Source organism: Rhizobium fabae, from assembly GCF_003985135.1.
GTDB classification, from domain to species: domain Bacteria; phylum Pseudomonadota; class Alphaproteobacteria; order Rhizobiales; family Rhizobiaceae; genus Rhizobium; species Rhizobium pisi.
Map to the genome: position 1 here is coordinate 170,358 of NZ_ML133647.1, position 18,524 is coordinate 188,881.

Below are 18,524 nucleotides of genomic sequence, written 5' to 3' on the forward strand. Positions count from 1 at the left end.
AGGTGACAAGAGAAATTTTGCGCGCTTTTCTGGAAAAGAAAGATCGGCGACGCAGTAAGAGGAGAGGGAAGGTCATGACCACACTTCACGCAAAGGCGGCACTGACGCCGCAAGGCTGGCAGAAGGACGTGCGGCTGACGTCGGAATCCGGACGTATCGCCCGGATTGAAGCCGGCGTTTCTCCCGAGCCCGGCGATGAGCGCCACGCTCTCCTCGTTCCCGCCATGGGAAACCTGCACAGCCATGCTTTCCAGCGGGCGATGGCTGGTCTTGCAGAAGTGCGCGGCCCCGCCAACGACAGCTTCTGGAGCTGGCGCACTGTTATGTACAAGTTTGCCTTGGCGATGACACCAGAGCATATCGAGGCGGTCGCCGCCAAGCTTTATGCGGAAATGTTGGAGGCAGGTTTTTCCCGCGTCGGCGAATTCCACTATCTCCATCATGACAGGGATGGCGCGACTTACGCCAATATTGCCGAGCTTGCCGAACGCATCGGCGCGGCGAGTGCAGAGACAGGCATCGGTCTGACGCTGCTGCCGGTCTTCTATGCCCATTCCGGCTTCGGCGGCGCAGCGCCGATCGACGGCCAGCGGCGCTTCATCAATTCGCTCGCGAGCTTCGAAAGGCTGATGGAGGGCTGCCGGGCAGTGACCGGTCGGCTCGACGGCGCCGAGCTTGGACTTGCGCCGCACAGCCTGCGCGCGGCAACGCCCGAGGAATTGGCCAAGCTCCTACCGATGGCGGGCGACGGCCCGATCCATATCCATGTCGCCGAGCAGGTGAAGGAGGTCGAGGACTGCATCGCCTGGTCCGGCGCACGGCCTGTGGAATGGCTGCTCGATCACGCGCCGGTCGACGAGCGCTGGTGCTTGATCCATGCAACGCACATGACCGAGGACGAGACGCAGCGGATGGCAAAGAGCGGCGCGATCGCCGGCCTTTGCCCGATCACCGAAGCCAATCTCGGCGACGGCGCCTTTGCCGCGCCGCTGTTCCTGGAAGAGGGCGGGCGTTATGGGATCGGCTCGGATTCCAACGTGCTGATCTCCGTGCCGGAAGAGCTGCGCCAGCTCGAATATTCGCAGCGCCTGGCGCTTCGCGCCCGCAATGTCGTCGCGGCGTCCGGCGGTTCGACGGCACTTTCGCTGTTCACGCACGCGCTTGCCGGCGGCGGTGCCGCGCTGAAAGCTCCGGCGGGCCTCGCCAAAGGCAATTACGCCGATCTCGTTTCGCTCGATGCTACGGCTGTTCCCTATCTCGCAGGCGACCAGATCCTCGATCACTGGCTGTTTGCAGGCGGCATTTCCGTCGATTGCGTCTGGGCGCGGGGCCGCAAGCAGGTGGCGGGCGGGCGCCACGTCGAGCGCGATGCCATCGACCGGCGTTTCCTCGCCGCCATGGGGGAGTTGCTCGCCGCCTGAAAAAGAGCTTTCCCTGTCCGGATATTCGAACTAGAGCAATTCCAGCAAAGGCGCGTCGCTGTATTGCGGCCGGAGTTGCATAAAAACAAAGAGATAGGGCATTCTGAAGAGAAGCGGAGATGCCCTATGGCGAGACCAATCGGAACATGGCGATGAATCAGAGCAGGGACCCCACCTTGCATCAGCGCATCCTGAGCGAGATCGAGGGCCGTATCGTCTCGGGCGAATGGCCGCCGGGATACCGCATTCCCTTCGAGGTCGATCTCGCAACGCAATATGATTGCTCGCGCATGACGGTCAACAAGGTGCTGACCCAGCTCGCCAAGGCCGGTCTCATTGAGCGGCGCAAGAAATCCGGCAGCTTCGTCACCCAGCCGCAGGCGCAAGCGGCCATCCTCGAAATCCACGACATCAAGGCTGAGGTCCAGTCGCTGAACCTGCCCTATTCCTATGCGGTTTCGAAGAAGACGAGCCGCAAGGCCAGGGCGGAGGACAGCCGCCGGCTGGAATTGCCGGTTGCTTCCTCGGTCGTCGAGGTCGTCTGCATCCACAAGGCTGGCGTGCGGCCCTTCTGCCTGGAGGAACGGCTGATCAGCCTTGAGACCGTCCCGGAAGCCGCTGACGCCGATTTCCTGGCGATGGCGCCGGGGCCGTGGCTGCTCAACCAGGTACCGTGGAGCACGGCCGAACACCGGATCCATGCGATTTCCGCGGGTTCTGAGGTGGCTGCGGCTCTCGATATAGCGCGGAACACCGCCTGCCTCGTCGTCGAACGCCGTACCTGGAGCGGCGCCGGCCCGGTGACGCATGTGCGCTTCACCTATCCGGGAGATCGTCACGCGCTGGTGGCGCGCTTCACACCGGCATCACAATAGTCGCGAGGTTCCATATACAAGATAGCTGGTGTTTTCACTCCTCGAACAACTTGCCGCTGCGCGCCTCCAGCCGGTAGCGATAGCCGGGATAGACGAGGCGGGCGGTCGAAACGATCTGCCTTGCCGACCAGGTACGCCGGCGGATGGTCAGGCACGGTTCGGTCTTCAGGATGGTGAGCAGCTTGCATTCCCAGGCCTGCGGCATCGCCGCCTCGACAACGTGCTCCGAGCCGCTGAGCGGGGCTGCGGCCGTGAGATAGGCGTTCGGCGTCAGTGTCGCAAAGTCCTGATCGAGATATTCGGGAGCGGCCTCCGGATGGACGAAACGGTCTTCGATCTGCACCGGAACGCCGTTTTCGCTGTGCACGATCAGCGAGTGGAACACGGGCGCGCCGATCTCGAGTTCCAGCGCATCGGCGATCTCGGGAGACGCCGTCTCCTGCGCCAGAACGATGACGGTCGCCTCGTGAGCATGGCCGCGCTCGGCGATTTCTTCGGCGATGTTGCGCACCTCGAACAAGGCCGAATAACCCTTGCGCTCGGCGACGAAGGAGCCGACGCCCTGGATGCGGACGAGTTCGCCTTCGCTGGCGAGTTCGCGTAGCGCCCGGTTGGCGGTCATCTTGCTGACGCCGAGTTCGACCACCAGTTCGTTTTCCGACGGCACGCGGTATTTCGGCGGCCACTCGCCGCTGTGGATGCGGTCGAGGATCACCTGCTTCACGCCGGCGTAGAGCGGCGTGCTATCATTTCCCGCCAGTTCGCGCTTCATTTCGCCGGAACGCTTCATTGCCTATTCCTTTTGCACGAATGGAATTCGCCATTTTAATCGACTTTCCTCTTGCATATCACAAAATATCTCATATGGTACCCTATACAACCTCCTGATCCGTCCTCGAAGCAAAAATAGGGCGGAAAGGGCAAGCCGGCGAAGATCGGCCCCGGTGCCGCAAGGTCAGTTTCAATCTCAGAGGAGAATTCATCTATGAAATTCAGCGCCATCCTGTTTTGCGGCGTCGCCGCCTTTTCCGCTTTCGCCGCACCCGCCTTCGCCAAGGACTGGACCAAGGCTACGATCACGCTCGAAGGCGCCTACGCGCCCTGGAACCTGACCAATGCCGACGGCACGCTCGGCGGCTTCGAGCCGGAGCTTGCCAAAGTGCTCTGCGAACGCGCCAAGATCGAATGCACGCTTGTCGCTTCCGACTGGGACGGCATGATCCCGGCGCTCAACGCCGGCAAGTTCGACGTCATCATGGACGCACTGTCGATCACCGAGGAGCGCAAGCAGGTCATCGGCTTCACCATTCCCTATGCTGCGACGCCTGCCGCCTTCGCCACCGCCAAGGACAGCCCGCTGGCGAAAGCCGCCGGCACCGGCGCGACGATCAAGATGACGCCCGGCCAGACCGGCGTGAAGGAGATCGACGCGCTGAAGGCCGCCTTCAAGGGCAAGACGATCGGTATCCAGGCGGCAACAGTTTACGCCAAGTTCGTCTATGACAACTTCGGCGACATTGCCGAGATCCGCGAATACAAGACCGGCGCCGATCGCGACCTCGACCTGCAGAACGGCCGCATCGACCTCGGTTTCGACGACGCCGTCTATTTCGCCAACGCCTTCCAAAGCGCCAACGGCGCGCTCGACTTCACCGGTCCTGAAATCGTCGGCTCGATCTGGGGCGAGGGCGAAGGCCTCGGCATCCGCAAGGCCGATACGGATCTCCGCGACAAGTTCAACGAGGCGATCAAATCCGCGCTCGCCGACGGCACCGTCAAGACCCTTTCGATGAAGTGGTTCAAGGTCGACGTCAGCCCGCAGCAGTAAAGCGTTTCGGCCTTTTGGCCGTAAGCGTCGGTCTCCGGCTTTAATGCCGGAGACCGCGTGTTATTCTCAAATCCACAAAACACTGCCGCGGACGGGGAACGGACGATATGGCAAGTTTGGAACTGCTTGGCTTCGGCTCGACGGGATGGGGCGCGTTGCTCATTCTCGCCACCTTGATGACGCTCGCCGTCACTGCGACGGCGCTGGCGATCGGTGCTGTCCTGGGCGCGCTCGTCGCGTTCGCGAAACTCTCCGGTAATCCTTTCCTCGCCACGCTCGGTAACGTCTATACGACCGTGTTTCGCGGCGTGCCGGAACTGCTGATCATCTATCTGATCTATTTCGGCGGCTCCTCGGCCATCACGTCGATCGGCACGGCGATGGGTTACGAAGGCTTCCTCGGCCTGCCCTCCTTTGCCGCCGGCGCGCTTGCCGTCGGCATCATCTCCGGCGCCTACCAGGCGGAAGTGTTCCGCGGCGCTTTCCTCGCCATCTCCAAGGGTGAGCTCGAGGCGGCGTCCGCAATCGGCATGCATCGCGGCATGCGCCTTCGCCGCATCATCATGCCGCAGGTGCTTCGCTTCGCCATTCCCGGCCTCGGCAACGTCTGGCAGCTCAGCCTCAAGGATTCGGCGCTGATCTCCGTCACCGGTCTTGCCGAACTGATGCGCACCAGCCAGGTGGCGGCGGGCTCGACACGGCAATATTTCCTCTTCTTCATCGCCGGCGGCTGTCTCTATCTGATCCTGACCAGCCTTTCGGATCGCATTTTCAACGGCGCGGAACGCCGCGCCAACCGCAGCATGCCGGCATCGGCCATGGGCCAGGCGTAGGGAGACGACGATGGATTTCACCTTCCTCGCTTCGACGATGGTCACCCTGCTCAAGGCTGTGCCGACGACGCTGATCCTGTTTTCGCTGTCGATCTTCTTCGGCGGCCTGCTGGCGCTCGTCATCGTCTGGATGCGGGTCAGCGGCAACCGCGCGCTTATGGGCTTCGCCAAGGGCTATATCTTCGTCTTCCGCGGCTCGCCGCTTCTGATCCAGATGTTCCTGGTCTTCTACGGCCTCGGCCAGTTCGGCGTCATCCGCTACTCCTTCCTCTGGCCGTTCCTGCGCGAGCCGATGGTCTGCGCCATCCTGTCGCTGGCGCTCTGCACGGCCGGCTATACCGCGGAGATCTTCCGCGGCGGCATCCGCGCCGTGTCTCCGAAGGAGATCGAGGCGGCGCGCTCGATCGGCATGTCCGGCTTCCTGCTGGTGCGCCGCATCCTGGCGCCGATCGCCTTCCGCCACGCGCTGCCGGCCTATTCCACCGAGATCGTGCTGATGATGAAGTCGACGGCGCTCGCAAGCCTCGTCACCGTCTGGGAGGTCACCGGTGTAGCCCAGCGGCTGATCTCGCAGACCTACCGCACGATGGAAGTCTTCCTCTGCGCGGCCATCATCTATCTCGCCCTGAATTTCATCATCCTGCAGGGCATGGCCTTGCTCGAATATTCGCTTTCCCGACACCGCCGCGCGATTCCGGCGGCGCTGAAGGCGTAAGCGACCTTTGATCTGATTGGAGCAACCATGCCAGGCGTTACCCGACTTTCGGTCCGCAATATCCGCAAGAGCTTCGGTACGCACGAGGTGTTGCGCGGCATTTCCCTCGATGCGGAAGACGGCGATGTAATCTCGCTGCTCGGCGCCTCCGGCTCCGGAAAATCGACCTTCCTTCGCTGTATCAACCTGCTGGAAACCGCAAGCGACGGCGAGATCTGGGTTGACGGCGAGGAGATCCGCATGGTGCACAAGGGTGGTCGGAGCAAGCCGGCCAGCCAGAAGCAGGTGGATCATATCCGCTCCGAACTCGGCATGGTCTTCCAGTCCTTCAATCTCTGGTCCCACATGACGATCCTGCAGAACGTCATCGAAGGGCCGGTCCATGTGCTGAAGCGGCCGCGCGCCGACTGTATCGCCGAGGCCGAGGCGCTGCTCGAAAAGGTCGGTATCGCCGACAAGCGCCACGCCTATCCCGCTCATCTCTCCGGCGGCCAGCAGCAGCGTGCCGCAATCGCCCGCGCGCTTGCCATGAAGCCGAAGGTCATGCTGTTCGACGAGCCGACCTCGGCGCTCGATCCGGAGCTCGTCGGCGAAGTGCTGCGCGTCATGCGCGCGCTTGCCGAGGAAGGCATGACCATGCTCGTCGTTACCCATGAGATGAGCTTTGCCCGCAACGTCTCGAACCGGGTCGTCTTTATGCGCGAAGGGCTGATCGAAAGCAGCGGCAAGCCGGACGAGATGTTTACCACCGGGGCCACACCCGCCTTCCGCCAGTTCATCGGCCATTTCGGAACGGGTCAATGACGATCGTCATCGATAAAGTACTGACCTGGCGCGACGTCGCGCGCGTCGGGGCAGGGGAAGCGCTTGCGCTTTCGCCGGCCGCCTGGGAGCGGGTCGAGCAGGCAAGCCGCATCGTCGCGCGCATCGTCGAAACCGGCGTGCGTGCCTATGGCGTCAACACCGGCGTCGGGGCACTGGCGGATACGGTGGTCGACCGCGCCTCGCAAAGCCTATTGTCGCGCAGCATCGTGCTCAGCCATGCCTGCGGCGTCGGCCCGCTGCTTGCCCCTCGCGAGGTGCGCGCCATCATCGCCGCCCAGATCGCCAATTTCGCCCACGGCCATTCCGGTGTGCGGCGCGAGATCGTCCAGCATCTTGCGGCCTTGCTGGAGCATGATTGCATTCCCGACGTGCCGTCGAAAGGCTCGGCTGGTTATCTCACTCACAACGCCCATACCGCGCTTGTGCTGATCGGTGAAGGCAGCGCCACGCTTGCCGGGCGGCGTCTCGGCGGTCGCGAGGCGCTTGCTACGATCGGCCTGGAGCCGCTGGTGCTCGGCGCCAAGGAGGGGCTGAGCCTCGTCAACGGCACGGCCTGCGCCACCGGGCTTACTACAGTCGCGCTCTCCCGCGCGGAACGGCTGCTCGATTGGGCCGATGCAACCGCGGCGCTGACGCTGGAAGCGGCAGGCTGCCAGATCGCCGCTTTCGACGATGCGGTGCTCGCGCTGCGCCCCTCGGCCGGGATCGAGAAGGTGGGAGCCACACTTCGCGAGCGCCTACGCGGCAGCGGCCTTGTCGTCGCCGCGCGCGGCCGGCGCACCCAGGACGCGCTCAGCCTTCGTTCGGTGCCGCATGCGCACGGCGCCGCACGCGACGTCTTCGACAATTCCGCCCGCATCGCCGATCAGGAGCTGGCTTCGGTAACCGACAATCCGGCCGTCTCAGGCACGCCGGAGCAGCCGATCGTCTCCTCCGAGGCACATGCGGTTGCCCCGGCACTCGGACAGGCGGCCGATAGCCTTGCCATTGCGCTGGCGCAGATCGGCGCGATCAGCGAACGGCGCATGGATCGGCTGGTCAATCCGCTGGTGAGCGGCCTGCCGCCCTTCCTGGCGAGCGATGCCGGCAGCCATTCCGGCTTCATGATCGCCCAATACACCGCAGCCGCGCTCAGCAACGAGAACCGCCGCCTTGCCGCCCCCGCCGCGATGGACGGCGGCCTGACCTCCGGCCTGCAGGAGGATTTCCTGGCGCATCCCACGGCGGCGGCCGGCAAGCTGCTCGCCGTCATCGACAATGCCGAATATATCCTGGCGATCGAGCTGATGGCCGCCGCCCAGGCGCATGATTTCCTGGCGGCGACGGCGCCACGCGCGGCAGGTACCGACCGCCTCTATAAAGCCGTCCGAGAGCATGTTTCCCACTACGGCGACGAGCGGCCGCTCAATGGCGATATCGAGGCCGTGCGCGGCCTGATCCGCGATGCCGCGCCGCCGGGCTGAACCGGAGGAAGCCTTCAGAAGGGTTTGCTGGTCGCCGAATCCTGCTTGGCCTTTTCGCCGGCCTCCAGCCGCTTGAGACACTGGGCGAAGGTCGGGTAGAGCTGGTCCACCCGCGAGAGCGGAAGCGTCCAGTCGCCTTCGTCGCCGGCAAAGGTCAGTTGCACATCGGGGGTTCCGGCAAAGGAATTCTTGATGATCTTCTTCAGGCCGCCGCTCCCCTTGCTGGCCGGGGGCCAGAGGCGAAGCGTGTTCTTGTCGAAGAATTGGGCGGCGACCACTTTCGTCACGTTGCGATCCGTCAGCGTGACCTCGGTCGTGGTGCCGGCGGGAATGTCCCATGTATTTTTTGTCACCAGCCAGAATGTCTCGCTCATGCTCTGGCGGAATTCCGTGGTCTTGCCGATCTCGCTGTCCCACACCAGCCGGCAATAGGGATGAGGGCTCTCGGCCGCATAACCGACCGACCACTGTCTCGCTCCGCCCATCCATTCGGTCTCGCCGAGCGCAGAGACCGGCTGCAGGACGGCCGACATCAGAACCATCGCCGTCAGAATTTTCATCGCCGAAACCATCTCCAGGACAATCGGCTCCAGCCATAGCAAAAGAAGGTTGAGTTTTTGCTACCGGGCGTGCCGAAATCGGCCGGCGGCTGCCTCCGACCTGTCCCCGAATGCCGCAAGGTCTTGAATCCTGGGCTCGCATTGCCAATCTGGCGAGGATCGACATTGGGTAAAGGGAGCTCGACGACAGGCATGACTGAGGTTCAATCACGCGGATTCCTGGCGAGGCTCACCGCATACGAGCCGTTGACGCTGATCGCGCTGGCATCGATCGCCGGCGGGCTGTTCGTGCTGCAGCGGCTGACGAGCGAGGTTCTTGAGGGTGAGACCTTTCGTTTCGACGAGGCAATCCTGCTGGCGCTGCGACAGCCGGGGGATCTTGCCGTGCCGATCGGCCCCGCCTGGCTGACGCATGCCGTCAGCGATATCACCAGCCTCGGCGGTATCACCGTTCTCACGTTGCTGACGGCTCTTATCGCCGTCTATCTTCTGCTCGACCGGCGCTGGCAGATCGCGATCTTCGTGGTTTCCTCGGTGCTGTCAGGCTGGCTGGCGAGCACGCTCCTGAAGATTCTTGTCGCACGGCCGCGTCCCGATATCGTGCCGCATCTCGTCGAGGTGAGCGATCTCAGCTTCCCGAGCGGGCACGCCATGGTTTCGGCGGTGACCTATCTGACGCTCGGGGCGCTCGTGGCGCGCACGCAGCGTTACAGCTCGACACGGATCTTCGTCATGGGCGCTGGCGTCTTCCTTGCCGTCATCATCGGTTTAAGCCGGATCTACCTCGGCGTCCATTACCCCACCGACGTCTTCGCTGGATGGTGCGCCGGCGCGCTCTGGGCGCTCGGCTGCTGGCTGATCTCGAAGCGCTTCATTCCAAGCCGCGCCCCTGATGTTTTAGCCGAAGCCGGAAACGACGAGAAGAAATAGCTGTTCAGCCCGACACGCCGAAAGCTTTCTCGATATTCTCCCAGGTCTCATCCATGGCGTAGGGGGGTGACGAAATCGCAAAAGATGCGAAAAACCACTGTGACATCCATCTGAGCCGGGGTCTTTCCCGGCGCCCGCCTTTTTCCCTTCTCGAAATTGCTGCACAGTGATGCCGGTATCAACGACACTTTGATCTCCGCCGGTACAACGGACCAGAACCATGACAACTCTGACAACGATCGCCTCGACGGTGACGGCCGCGTTTCTCGGCTCCTTCGTCGAGGTCGTCGAAGCCTTCACCATCATCCTCGCCGTCGGCGTCACGCAGAGCTGGCGACCGGCCTTCATCGGCACTGGTCTTGCGCTCGGCGTTCTCGCCATCCTCGTGCTGGCGCTCGGCCCGCTGCTCGGCCTTATCCCGGTCGAACTGATGCAATTCACAATCGGCACGCTGCTCGTTCTCTTCGGCCTGCGCTGGCTGCGCAAGGCGATCCTTAGGGCTTCGGGTTTCATCGCACTGCACGACGAGGATAAAGCCTTCGCGGCGGAGACGGACAGCCTGCGGCGCCAGTCCGCCGAGCGCCGCGCGAATTTCCTGGCGGGCATTGTGGCCTTCAAGGCGGTGCTGCTCGAGGGGATTGAAGTGGTGTTCATCGTCATCGCCACCGGTGCCGGACATGGCATGATCGGCTATGCGAGCCTTGGAGCCGCCGCGGCTTGCCTGTTGGTGTTGATCATCGGCATCTTCGTGCGCAAACCGCTTTCGGCGGTTCCGGAGAACAGCCTCAAATTCGTCGTCGGGCTGTTACTCAGCGCCTTTGGCATATTCTGGATCGGTGAGGGCATCGGCGCCGACTGGCCGGGCGCCGACCTTTCGCTTCTGGCGATCCTTGCCGTGCTCGCCATCTTTTCCTTCGCCGCAGTCCGGATGCTGCGCCAGTATTTCAACGCCCATGCCGAGGTCACCGCATGACGAATATTCTGAAGGTCGCGTTCAGGGAATTCTTCGGCATGTTCATCGACGACGGCGCGCTAGCGCTGGCGGCGCTGCTATTGATCGCCGTCGTCGGCGTGCTGGTGAAATTCGCCCATGCCGATGCGCTACTCGCCGCCGCTCTGCTTCTCCTCGGCTGTCTGCTGATCCTCGCCGAGAGTGTGGCGCGCGCGGCGCGAAAGAAGTTTCAGCGGAAATAGTCTCGAGCATGATGCCGAAAAGTGTGAAGCGGTTTTCGGACGACATCATGCTATTGCGGCACCTGGAAGAGATGGCGAATCCGCATCACCAGCGAGGTCATCGAGCCGTTGTTCAGCGTGGCGCCTTCGGCTGCGAAGGAATGCTGGCCGGTCTCGATGCGGCGCGACAGCGTGGCGGCAAGTTCCTCGGCGATACCGGGCCTGTCGTGCAGCAACGGCGTCAGGCTGGCCTGGGCGATTTCGTAGACGACGACGAAGGTGAGCGCGCGCAGGCTCGCCGCTTCGCCGACGCCGATCAGCAGTCCGCTCTCACCGAAATAGTCGCCCGGCGCCAGCCGTCCGAGTTCGATTTCCTTGTGGCCTTCCTTCCTTGTTGCGATGAGGGCGCCGCTGCGCACGATCATCAACGATGCCACCGTATCGCCCTGCTCAAGGAGAATGGCATCCTTCTTGTAGGTCCGCCGGGTCATCGAGGCGGCCAGCGTTTCTTTCTCGTCCTCGGTCAGCGAGGAAAACAGCGGGATGGCGTCGAGAAGCTTGAGCGGCGTCGGACGGTGCGGTTTCACGATGTCTTCCGACTGCACCTTGTCAGGCGGGCCGCCGGCATCGATCGGCCGCGCCAGAGTGAGGCCTGCGGCCTTGATATGGCGGTAAACGAGGTCGAAGATCTCGTTCTTCGCCGGCCCCGCGTGGCCGATATCCTTCACACGGAAGGAGAGTTCCACTTCCACCGCGTCGGCATTCAGCGATTTGACCTGCACCCCGGGCTTCGGTTCGGTCAGGATCGAGCCGCTGCTCAGCAGCACGGTGCGCATGACGTCGACGATCGCCGACGGCCCGCTCGTCGGCACGACGCGGACCGTCAGCGTCACACCGTGGCTGCGGTCGGGGCTGCTGAGATTGGTCAGCCCCACCTTGGCAAGGAAGCTGTTGGGCAGGATGACGAGGTCGTTCGTGCCGTTCAGGAGATGCGTGGAGCGCCAATTTGTTTCGACGACACGCCCTTCGACGCCGTCGTTCAGGACGATCCAGTCGCCGATCGTATAGGGTCGGCCGAGATTAAGCGCGATGCCGGAAAAGACGTCGTTCAGCGTGCTCTGCAGCGCCAGGCCGAGAATGATGGCGAAGACGCCTGAGGTGGCGATCAGCGTTCCGACGGGAAAGCTGAAGACATAGGCGACCACCGAAAGAATCGCGCCGAGATAGATCAGGCCGATGACCAGATCCTGGACGAGGCGGCCCTCCCGCGGCTGACGTTCGAAGATCAGGAAGACGCGGACGAAGCCGATCAGCGCCCAGGCGGCGTTGATCCACCAGACCACCTTGGCAAGGGCGACGAAGACACGTTCGAAGGTCGAGCCCGTGGGCGGTCCAACCTCATAGGGCACGATGTCATGAGAGATCAGCAGGATGGTCAGCGCCGTGAAGAAGAACACCTGTCCTGCGAGTTTCCAGCTCGGGAAGGGACGAAGCGCTATTCGGGTGACGACCGCGCCGACCACGGCCACCGTGCCGGCCTGGACGCCGGGATCGGCAAGCATTCCGGACCATGTGAGATCGTCAAGCATCGAAATACTCATTTGCTAGCGAAGGCTTCGCCGTATCCTGACTTCCAATCCGACCGCAAGGCAACCGTAGAATAGCGCCAGCGCCCAGAGCGTCAGAAACGAAGTGCGGATGTCGCTCAGCGGCGCTCCGAGCTGTGACACGGACACGATGCCGTTGATGGCCGAGCTGCTGGGAACCAGAAACGCCAGATAATGCAGCGCTTTCGGCATCGCCTCGGTCGGCCAGGAAAAGCCCGCGAGAAACAGGAAGGGGATGCCGATGGCCGCGAATACCAGCTGGACGGTGAGGGGGTTGCGGAACAATGCCGCGACGACCATGCCGAGCGCGCTGACGGAGAGCACGAAGGGCAGCGAAACCGCGAAGACGATGAGCGGGTTTCCGAGCCTTGGAATGTCGTAGAGATAAGGCAGCACGATCAGATAGAAGGGCAACACCACCGCTTCGAGGATGAGGTAGGCGAGCAGCTTGCCGAGTACGGTTGCGAGAGCGCCGGCCGAGGAGCCGGCGAGATTATCGTTTCGCAGCGTTCCGAGCAGTCCGACGCCGATCAGTAGCATCTGCTGCAGAAGAAGAACGAAGGCGGCAGGCAGGAGATAGGTGGCGTAGCCCCCTTGAGGGTTGAAGAGCGGCACCGTCGTCAGCGGCATTGGGTCGGAGGCGGCGGCGGCGATGGCGGGATCGACATGAGCGGCGATCAGCCGTGCGGTCTCGATCTCGGCGCCGAAGGTCTTGGCGACAGCCGAAACGCCGCCGGAGATGCGCGAATAGATCAGGAAGTAGCTGGCATCGGCATAGATCGCCACGGGCGACTGGCGTCCGTGCAGCAGGTCGCGTTCGAAATATTTCGGGATGACGAGGATGCCGTAGAGCTGTCGGGCGAAGACCTCCCGTTCGGCGCTCGGCTCATCGGGCAGTTCGGCGCCGATAGCCACGTCGGCCGAGGCATCGACGCGCCGGGCGAACTGGCGGCTGCTGTCGGTACCATCAAGGTCGACGAGGGCAATCGGCACGTCGCGCAGGGCCTCGTTTCTATAGGGCTGGGGATAGAGGGCTGCGTAGATGCCGGCCGCCAGAATGAGCACGGAGAATGCCGGCCGAAGTGACAGGATGCGCATGAGCTCGATGCGGCAGGCGGCAAAAAGTCCATTCATCGCGCCGCCTCCCGCAATGCCGATGCCTGGCGCTGGTTCCTCGATCGCATCGTTTCCAGCTGCAGCACGGTGACGGATGCGAGCAGGATAACCAGGAAAAGCAGCACCAGGATCGGCTTCCACGACAGATCGAGCGGCGTGCCGCGGATCGTCTGGTCGATCCTTGCCATCAGGTACCATGTGCCGGGGATCATCTGGCCGTAATAATAGGCGAAGCCGTTCATGCCGATTCTGGGGAAACCGATGCCCATGAAGCCGAAGGCGGGCGCAGCGAGCAGCGAGCCGATGCTGATGGCGCTCGCCATCGGCCGCAGGAACAGCGCGAGCAGCACCCCGATGAACTGGCTTGCCAGGATGAAGAGAGTGCCGGCCATCAGCAGCAGCCAGCGATCGCCGCGCAGCGGCATGTCGAGAAGATCGAAGAGGACCAGATCCGCGACGCCGAGCACGGCGAGAAAGATCAGCGTATAGGGTAGGATCTTGCCTGCAAGCGCCGGCCACAACCCGCCGCCGAGCCGCCGGAGGATACGCAGCCGGTGGCGGCTCTCGACGTCGAGGCCGAGCGAATAGGCCATCGTCGTGATGATCACCACCTGCAGCACGCTGGGCATCAGGGCGGCAAGGAGGAAATGGGCATAGTTGAGGGTAGGGTTGAAGAGCGGATTCACCTGTACCGGAACGGGTGCAAGCGCGGCCTGTGCGACAGCGACGGGCTCTCCCTGGGCGGTGCGCAACGACAATCTGATGCCCGCGGCGACGCTCGGGATTGCGGAGTTTATGCCGCGCACCACGAGATTGCCCGTCGTCATCGTCTGAGTGTTGTAGAAGAACACCACCTCGGGCCGCCGGGCGGACAAGACATCGCGCTCAAGATTGCGCGGCAGCAGGAGCAGCCCGTGGACCTCGCCGGAGAGGATGAGCTGCCGCCCTTCGGCGAGGTCGCTGACCGCGAGCGCGACCGATGTATCCTGGGTGGCATCGACCATGCGTATGATCTGGCGCGACAGATCGGTGCCGTCCTGATCGAGTACGGCGATCGGCAGGCGGGTCGCCAGACCCGCGCTGAAAACGGCGGCCAGAAGACCCATCAACAACAGCGGAAGGATGGCCGTCAGGAACAGCAGAAACGGCCGGCGGCGAAACCAGTGAAACTCCCGTGCGAAGACGAGAAGGAAACCCGGGTGTACGCGCCCGCGCGGCGTCATTTCAACGCTCCGACCAGGCGGCGATGACGCTCATGCCGGGCCGCAGGCCGTTCATGGGTTTTACCGGAACGGCGCGCACCTCGAACGTCCTGAGATCGAAATCGCCGGTCGCCCGTGTCGCCCGCCAGGTCGCGTACTGTCCCTGCGCGTTGATCATGGCCACCTTGACCGCGATCTTGTCGGGGCCGATTGCCGGCACGACGACATCGAAATTGTCCCCGACCTTCAAGCCCTTCAGTAGATCCTCGCGCAGGTTGAAGGTGAACCAGGGATTCTGGAGATCGATGATCGAAAAGAGCGGCGCGCCGGCGCTGAAATTCTCGCCGAGTTCGGCGACCCTGGTCGTGACCTGCCCGGAGATCGGCGCGTGGATCGTCAGTTCGGAAACGTTGACCTGCTGCTGATTGAGCGAGGCGCGGGTCTGTTCCACCTGCGCGGCGGCAAGCGCCTTCTCTTCCTTGCTGGAGCCGGCGACAACAAGCCGCACATTGGCCGCGGCGGATTCGCGCTTGCGGATCGCCGCTTCGAGATTGCGGGCCGCCTGGTCCGCCTGAGCCTGGGTCGATGCGCCGGTGGTGATCAGCCTGGCCTGACGCGTAGACTCTTCCTGGTAGAGGGTCACATCCGCAGCGGCCGCGGCAAGCTCGGCGTTCGCAGCATCGATCGTCTCCGGGCGCGTGCTGTTGACGCGGGCAAGATCGGCTTGCGAAACGGAAAGGGCGGCTTCCGACATATGAAGTGCCGCCGTCAGCTCGGGGCTTTCGAGTGCGGCGATGACGGTGCCGGCCTCGACATTATCGCCGACATCGACATTGAGCTTGGCGATGCGGCCGGAGACACGCGGGCTGATATCGACCCGATTGGCAGAGACCTCGCCTTGGACGATCAGCGGCGGCGGGCGTGTTGCAAACCAGAGCAGGATGCCGAGTGCTGCCAGAACCGCCAAGGCGATCGCCGGCCGAAGAATTCTGGAAGCTGTCATGACCCACTTTCCCTTGCCGAATGACGTCGCCTGCATGCATTTGGAAGACTGGTGGGTCAGCATTGCCGGTCACTACAGAGATGTCAAATGACTGTTTCTATGTGACAACCGGTCCGCTCGGTGAGAGTCTCGCAACTTTTACCCGCGGGAGAGCGTGGGCCTCGCCCGTGCGGCTTTGTCTTGCTGGAAATCGCGGACGACGTGCACGCTCGTACACAACGGAGTGGCACTAACTCCGAGATTTCTCGTTGTTTTCGGCCAAGCGGCTCAATCTCATGTTTGTGGTGCCCGTGCTTGCGGCGCCACAAGTGCTTGAATGCTGAGAGCGCCGTGCCTCCTTTCGGACGCACGGCGCTCTAACACTTTCAAATTCCGATTTTCCGGCCGATGCGCTAGGTGCGCGGCTTCAGATTTTCTGGGTCATAGATCGGCTTGTACCCGACGCCGACAACCTCCACCGGATAAGTCTCGGCGAAATACTCGACATTCAGCTTGCGTCCGACCTGGCAATGCGACCAGGGCAAATAGGCCAAGGCGATGTTCTTTCCGACCGTCGGGCCGTAGGCGATCGAGGTCGTGTAGGACCGGCGGCCAAGCTCGTCGACCAGAACTTCTCCCGTGGCGGGATCGACAACCGGCAGGTTGCCGAGGGGATAACGCTTCACGCCCGATTTGTCGGTATTCTCGGTCATCACAAGCGTGCAGAGCATGGCCGGCTGGTGCTCACGCGCCTTGTATTCCAGATGCTTTGCCTTGCCGCGGAAATCGGCTTCCTTGACCTTCGGACGGGCGAGATCGCTTTCGATCAGGTTGTACTGGGTCAGCAGGTCGGCGTTCTGCAGGCGCAGGCTTTTTTCCATGCGGCGCGAGTTTGCATAGGTCTCTACGCCGAAGGCCATCACACCGGTCGCGCGCAGCGCATCCCAGACGGCGAGGCCGTCTTCGTACTTCATGTGCAATTCCCAGCCCTGCTCGCCGACATACGAGATGCGGAAGGCGGTGACAGGCTTGCCTGCGATTTCGATCGGTTTGATCGCCGCAAAGGCGAAGTTTTCTTGATCGAGCCCGGCCGGATCGGCCACAGCCTTCTTCAGCGTGTCGCGCGCGTTCGGACCCCAGATGCCGATCGTCACGAATTTTTCCGAGACGTCCGTGATGATCACGTCGAGGCCACGGTCTTGGGCGACGCGCTTCATATAGTGCAGGTCGCGCGGGCCGGCATCGGCGCCGTTGACGAGACGGCATCGGTCGGCCATGCGGAAGACGGTGAAGTCAGCGCGCACCATGCCTTCGTCGTCGAGGAAGTGGGTGTAAACGCCCTTGCCGATGTTCGCATCGCCGCCGATCTTGGCGGCGCACAGCCATTCCATCAGCTCGACATGATCAGGTCCCTCGATATCGACCATGTGGAAGTGGCTGAGATTGACGATGCCGCAATCCTCGCTCATCGCCAGGTGCTCGGCATTCGACACGCGCCAGAAATGGCGGCTGTCCCATTCGTTCTCGCGAACCGGGACGCGGTCGGCGTATTTTTCCAGAAGGTGCTCGTTGGCGGCGTAGCCGTGCGCACGCTCCCAGCCGCCAAGTTCCATGAAGTAGCCGCCAAGCTCCTTTTCGCGCTCGTAGAAGGGCGAGCGCTTGGCATTGCGGCCGGATACATAGGGTTCGCGGGTGTGAACAGCCGGGAAATAGATCTTCTGGGCGGCTTCGTAGCAGCGGCCCTCAATGAACTCTTCCGTCAACTGATGCGGATAGAAGCGGGCGTAGTCGATGCTGTTGTGATCGATTTCAGTACGGCCATCGGTCATCCAGTCGGCGATCAGCTTGCCATAGCCCGGGCCGTCCTTGACCCAGATGGCAACGCAATACCAGAGACCGCGCACCTTCTGGCTCTCGCCGCACGATGCGCCGCCGCCGGCGGAAACTTGCAGCAGGCCGTTGAAGGAATGACCCTCGTTATAGCCGAGTTCGCCAAGGATCGGCGTCAGTTCCATGGCGCGCTCGAGCGGCTCGATGATCTGTTCCATCTCGAGGTCGCGCTGCGAGGGCGAAAGGCGTGCTTCGTGTTTTTCAAGAATATCGCGCGGATGGCACATGCGCGGATTGGTGGCTTCGTAATAGCCCCACTCGATCTGACCGCCCTCCGTCGTCGCCGGGTCGCCGGTGTCGCGCATATAGGCGGAGTTGCCCTGGTCGCGCAGCAGCGGGAAGCCGATTTCCTTGCCGGTGCCTTCAAACTCGTTATACGGGCCGAAGAAAGTGAGCGGGTGGTCGACCGGCATGACCGGCAGGTCTTCGCCGACCATCTCCGCGATCAGGCGCCCCCAGAGACCGGCACAGACGATGACGTGGTCGGCCATAATCGTGCCGCGATGGGTGACGACACCCTTGATGCGGCCGCCTTCGACGATCAGCGACTTCGCGGGCGTGTTGCCGAACACCTGCAGCTTGCCTGCCTTTTCGGCGGCGTCGACCAGCTTGCCGGCAACGGTCTGCGAGCGCGGAATGACGAGGCCAGCATCCGGATCGAAAAGGCCGCCCATCACCTGATCTTCCTCGATCAGCGGGAACTTCTCCTTGATCTCGGAAGGGCTGACATAATGGGCGCGCGTGCCGAAAGCGCGTGCCGAGGAAAGCTTGCGCTTGATTTCCTCCATCCAGGCATGGTCGCCGGTACGCGCCACTTCGAGGCCGCCGATGCGGGCGTAATGGCCCATCTTCTCGTAGAAATCGATCGAATATTGCGTGGTCCAGACTGACAGATAGTCGTGGCTCGTGGTGTAACAGAAGTCCGAGGCATGGGCTGTCGAGCCGATATCGGTCGGTATGCCCGACTTATCGATGCCGACGATATCGTCCCATCCGCGCTCGACGAGGTGATGCGCGATAGAGGCGCCGACGATACCGCCGAGCCCGATGATGACGACCTTTGCCTTTTCCGGAAATGTTGCCACGTGGTGTTCCTTCTACATA

General features: G+C 62.9%; 17 protein-coding genes. 10 read left to right on the forward strand and 7 right to left on the reverse strand.

What is annotated here, in order from left to right:
* Positions 1-74 precede the first annotated feature (74 nt).
* Together EFB14_RS06685 and hutC (EFB14_RS06695) are read left to right on the forward strand one after the other, a co-directional pair.
* On the forward strand, positions 75-1,421 hold the full coding sequence (locus tag EFB14_RS06685) for a formimidoylglutamate deiminase (RefSeq protein WP_126823814.1): 1,347 nt from the start codon (positions 75-77) through the stop codon (positions 1,419-1,421).
* A 152-nt stretch (positions 1,422-1,573) separates the two neighbouring features.
* The gene (gene hutC / locus EFB14_RS06695) at positions 1,574-2,296 is read left to right on the forward strand and encodes a histidine utilization transcriptional repressor HutC (RefSeq protein ID WP_126823816.1); all 723 of its coding nucleotides are present in this window, start codon (positions 1,574-1,576) and stop codon (positions 2,294-2,296) included.
* Positions 2,297-2,330: 34 nt separating this feature from the next.
* Here the strand turns inward: hutC (EFB14_RS06695) and hutC (EFB14_RS06700) are convergent, their stop codons facing one another.
* Positions 2,331-3,086, reverse strand: coding sequence for a histidine utilization transcriptional repressor HutC (gene hutC, locus EFB14_RS06700; protein WP_126823818.1), 756 nt, complete (start codon positions 3,084-3,086; stop codon positions 2,331-2,333).
* A 195-nt stretch (positions 3,087-3,281) separates the two neighbouring features.
* On the opposite strand from hutC (EFB14_RS06700), the gene EFB14_RS06710 reads away from it, so the two are divergent.
* The 5 genes from EFB14_RS06710 (at position 3,282) to EFB14_RS06730 (ending at position 7,960) form a co-directional block, all read left to right on the forward strand.
* A complete protein-coding gene (locus tag EFB14_RS06710) occupies positions 3,282-4,124 on the forward strand; it encodes a transporter substrate-binding domain-containing protein (RefSeq protein ID WP_125845387.1) in 843 nt (280 codons plus the stop codon).
* A 107-nt stretch (positions 4,125-4,231) separates the two neighbouring features.
* Positions 4,232-4,957, forward strand: coding sequence for an ABC transporter permease (locus EFB14_RS06715; protein WP_125845386.1), 726 nt, complete (start codon positions 4,232-4,234; stop codon positions 4,955-4,957).
* A gap of 10 nt (positions 4,958-4,967) precedes the next feature.
* The gene (locus EFB14_RS06720) at positions 4,968-5,672 is read left to right on the forward strand and encodes an ABC transporter permease (RefSeq protein WP_126823822.1); all 705 of its coding nucleotides are present in this window, start codon (positions 4,968-4,970) and stop codon (positions 5,670-5,672) included.
* Between the two features lie 27 nt (positions 5,673-5,699).
* Complete coding sequence (locus tag EFB14_RS06725) at positions 5,700-6,476, forward strand: ABC transporter ATP-binding protein (protein ID WP_126823823.1); 777 nt, start codon at positions 5,700-5,702, stop codon at positions 6,474-6,476.
* The gene (locus tag EFB14_RS06730; RefSeq protein ID WP_126823824.1) at positions 6,473-7,960 is read left to right on the forward strand and encodes an HAL/PAL/TAL family ammonia-lyase; all 1,488 of its coding nucleotides are present in this window, start codon (positions 6,473-6,475) and stop codon (positions 7,958-7,960) included. The genes EFB14_RS06725 and EFB14_RS06730 overlap by 4 nt, the downstream gene beginning before the upstream one ends.
* Positions 7,961-7,974: 14 nt before the next feature.
* Here EFB14_RS06730 and EFB14_RS06735 read toward each other — a convergent pair whose 3' ends face one another.
* Entirely contained in the window at positions 7,975-8,520 is a 546-nt protein-coding gene (locus EFB14_RS06735; RefSeq protein ID WP_126823825.1) for a hypothetical protein, read from the reverse strand.
* A gap of 192 nt (positions 8,521-8,712) precedes the next feature.
* Here EFB14_RS06735 and EFB14_RS06740 point away from each other — a divergent pair, with 192 nt between their 5' ends.
* The 3 genes from EFB14_RS06740 (at position 8,713) to EFB14_RS06750 (ending at position 10,644) form a co-directional block, all read left to right on the forward strand.
* Positions 8,713-9,450 carry a phosphatase PAP2 family protein gene (locus EFB14_RS06740; RefSeq protein ID WP_126823826.1) on the forward strand — a complete coding sequence of 246 codons (738 nt, stop codon included), beginning with the start codon at positions 8,713-8,715 and terminating at the stop codon, positions 9,448-9,450.
* 220 nt (positions 9,451-9,670) lie between these two features.
* Positions 9,671-10,423: a COG4280 domain-containing protein gene (locus EFB14_RS06745; RefSeq protein ID WP_126823828.1), complete on the forward strand. Its 753-nt coding sequence runs from the start codon at positions 9,671-9,673 to the stop codon at positions 10,421-10,423.
* Complete coding sequence (locus EFB14_RS06750) at positions 10,420-10,644, forward strand: hypothetical protein (RefSeq protein WP_126823830.1); 225 nt, start codon at positions 10,420-10,422, stop codon at positions 10,642-10,644. The genes EFB14_RS06745 and EFB14_RS06750 overlap by 4 nt, the downstream gene beginning before the upstream one ends.
* 50 nt (positions 10,645-10,694) lie before the next feature.
* Here the strand turns inward: EFB14_RS06750 and EFB14_RS06755 are convergent, their stop codons facing one another.
* From EFB14_RS06755 to EFB14_RS06775, 5 genes are all read right to left on the reverse strand, one after another.
* Positions 10,695-12,212, reverse strand: a complete 1,518-nt coding sequence (locus tag EFB14_RS06755; protein ID WP_126823832.1) for a cyclic nucleotide-binding domain-containing protein — start codon at positions 12,210-12,212, stop codon at positions 10,695-10,697.
* A 15-nt stretch (positions 12,213-12,227) separates the two neighbouring features.
* On the reverse strand, positions 12,228-13,364 hold the full coding sequence (locus tag EFB14_RS06760) for an ABC transporter permease (protein WP_126823834.1): 1,137 nt from the start codon (positions 13,362-13,364) through the stop codon (positions 12,228-12,230).
* Positions 13,361-14,569: an ABC transporter permease gene (locus EFB14_RS06765; RefSeq protein WP_126823836.1), complete on the reverse strand. Its 1,209-nt coding sequence runs from the start codon at positions 14,567-14,569 to the stop codon at positions 13,361-13,363. Before EFB14_RS06765 ends, EFB14_RS06760 begins: the two co-directional genes overlap by 4 nt.
* Before the next feature lies 1 nt (position 14,570).
* The gene (locus tag EFB14_RS06770; RefSeq protein WP_126823838.1) at positions 14,571-15,551 is read right to left on the reverse strand and encodes an HlyD family secretion protein; all 981 of its coding nucleotides are present in this window, start codon (positions 15,549-15,551) and stop codon (positions 14,571-14,573) included.
* A gap of 392 nt (positions 15,552-15,943) precedes the next feature.
* Positions 15,944-18,505: a GcvT family protein gene (locus EFB14_RS06775; RefSeq protein WP_126823840.1), complete on the reverse strand. Its 2,562-nt coding sequence runs from the start codon at positions 18,503-18,505 to the stop codon at positions 15,944-15,946.
* Positions 18,506-18,524: the final 19 nt, after the last annotated feature.

What these genes read in the sequence shown, in the direction of transcription:
- hutC (WP_126823818.1), bottom strand. Translation starts at nt 3,086, where the DNA reads ATGAAGCGTTCCGGCGAAATGAAGCGCGAACTGGCGGGAAATGATAGC.
- EFB14_RS06755 (WP_126823832.1), bottom strand. Translation starts at nt 12,212, where the DNA reads ATGCTTGACGATCTCACATGGTCCGGAATGCTTGCCGATCCCGGCGTC.
- EFB14_RS06750 (WP_126823830.1), top strand. Translation starts at nt 10,420, where the DNA reads ATGACGAATATTCTGAAGGTCGCGTTCAGGGAATTCTTCGGCATGTTC.
- EFB14_RS06720 (WP_126823822.1), top strand. Translation starts at nt 4,968, where the DNA reads ATGGATTTCACCTTCCTCGCTTCGACGATGGTCACCCTGCTCAAGGCT.
- EFB14_RS06765 (WP_126823836.1), bottom strand. Translation starts at nt 14,569, where the DNA reads ATGACGCCGCGCGGGCGCGTACACCCGGGTTTCCTTCTCGTCTTCGCA.
- EFB14_RS06735 (WP_126823825.1), bottom strand. Translation starts at nt 8,520, where the DNA reads ATGAAAATTCTGACGGCGATGGTTCTGATGTCGGCCGTCCTGCAGCCG.
- hutC (WP_126823816.1), top strand. Translation starts at nt 1,574, where the DNA reads ATGAATCAGAGCAGGGACCCCACCTTGCATCAGCGCATCCTGAGCGAG.
- EFB14_RS06740 (WP_126823826.1), top strand. Translation starts at nt 8,713, where the DNA reads ATGACTGAGGTTCAATCACGCGGATTCCTGGCGAGGCTCACCGCATAC.
- EFB14_RS06725 (WP_126823823.1), top strand. Translation starts at nt 5,700, where the DNA reads ATGCCAGGCGTTACCCGACTTTCGGTCCGCAATATCCGCAAGAGCTTC.
- EFB14_RS06715 (WP_125845386.1), top strand. Translation starts at nt 4,232, where the DNA reads ATGGCAAGTTTGGAACTGCTTGGCTTCGGCTCGACGGGATGGGGCGCG.
- EFB14_RS06760 (WP_126823834.1), bottom strand. Translation starts at nt 13,364, where the DNA reads ATGAATGGACTTTTTGCCGCCTGCCGCATCGAGCTCATGCGCATCCTG.
- EFB14_RS06730 (WP_126823824.1), top strand. Translation starts at nt 6,473, where the DNA reads ATGACGATCGTCATCGATAAAGTACTGACCTGGCGCGACGTCGCGCGC.
- EFB14_RS06745 (WP_126823828.1), top strand. Translation starts at nt 9,671, where the DNA reads ATGACAACTCTGACAACGATCGCCTCGACGGTGACGGCCGCGTTTCTC.
- EFB14_RS06710 (WP_125845387.1), top strand. Translation starts at nt 3,282, where the DNA reads ATGAAATTCAGCGCCATCCTGTTTTGCGGCGTCGCCGCCTTTTCCGCT.
- EFB14_RS06685 (WP_126823814.1), top strand. Translation starts at nt 75, where the DNA reads ATGACCACACTTCACGCAAAGGCGGCACTGACGCCGCAAGGCTGGCAG.
- EFB14_RS06770 (WP_126823838.1), bottom strand. Translation starts at nt 15,551, where the DNA reads ATGACAGCTTCCAGAATTCTTCGGCCGGCGATCGCCTTGGCGGTTCTG.